The following is an 831-nucleotide window of genomic DNA, read 5'->3' on the forward strand; positions in this document are numbered from 1 at the left end:
CGCTAACGTATACGGATGAAGCCTCGTAAGCCATATCCGACCGATATTTCCGACGAAGAATGGGCCTTTGCGGCTCCCTATTTGACGCTAATGGATGTGCAGGCACCGCAGCGCAAGTATGAGCTACGCGCGATGTTTAACGCACTTCGCTGGATCGCACGCGCCGGCGCACCGTGGCGATTGCTTCCCAACGATTTCCCGCCTTGGGAAGCGGTGTATCAGCAAACGCAGCGGTGGCTGCAGGCTGGCTGCTTCGAAGCCATGGTCAGCGATCTGCGCTCACTCTTGCGTGTGGCGCACGGGAAGAAAGGCCAGCCGAGCGCGGTCATTTTCGATGGCCGTACGCTGCAGTCCACCTGCGAAAGCGGGCCGCGTGCTGGATACGATGGCTATAAGCGCAAGAAAGGCAGCAAGGTGCACATGGCGGTCGATACGCTGGGACATCTGCTCGCCGTCCAGGTCACGCCAGCCAATGAGCAAGAGCGCGCGCAAGTCCGATCGTTGGCCCAAGAGGTACAACACGTGACCGGTGAAACGGTCAAGATCGCCTTTGTGGATCAGGGCTATACCGGCGAAGAACCGGCGCAAGCGGCCAAGGAAGAAGGCATCGAATTGCACGTCATCAAACTGCAAGAAGCGAAGAAAGGCTTTGTTTTGCTGCCGCGCCGCTGGGTCGTCGAGCGCAGCTTTGGATGGGTCAATCGTTTCAGGCGACTGGCACGCGACTACGAGCGATTACCGGAAACCTTGGCCGGTTTGCACTTTGTTGTCTTCACGATTCTGATGCTTGGAAATGCAGCCACGCTCTTTCAAAGTTCATAACACGCTCTA

The 831-nt window shown here is 57.5% G+C and carries 1 protein-coding gene; it reads left to right on the forward strand.

Annotation, left to right across the window (positions count from 1 at the left end):
* Positions 1-15: 15 nt before the first annotated feature.
* Entirely contained in the window at positions 16-822 is an 807-nt protein-coding gene (locus XarbCFBP7408_RS22010) for an IS5 family transposase (protein WP_104564698.1), read from the forward strand.
* Positions 823-831 lie beyond the last annotated feature (9 nt).

The organism is Xanthomonas arboricola pv. guizotiae (assembly GCF_002940205.1).
Classification (GTDB): Bacteria; Pseudomonadota; Gammaproteobacteria; order Xanthomonadales; family Xanthomonadaceae; genus Xanthomonas; species Xanthomonas arboricola_C.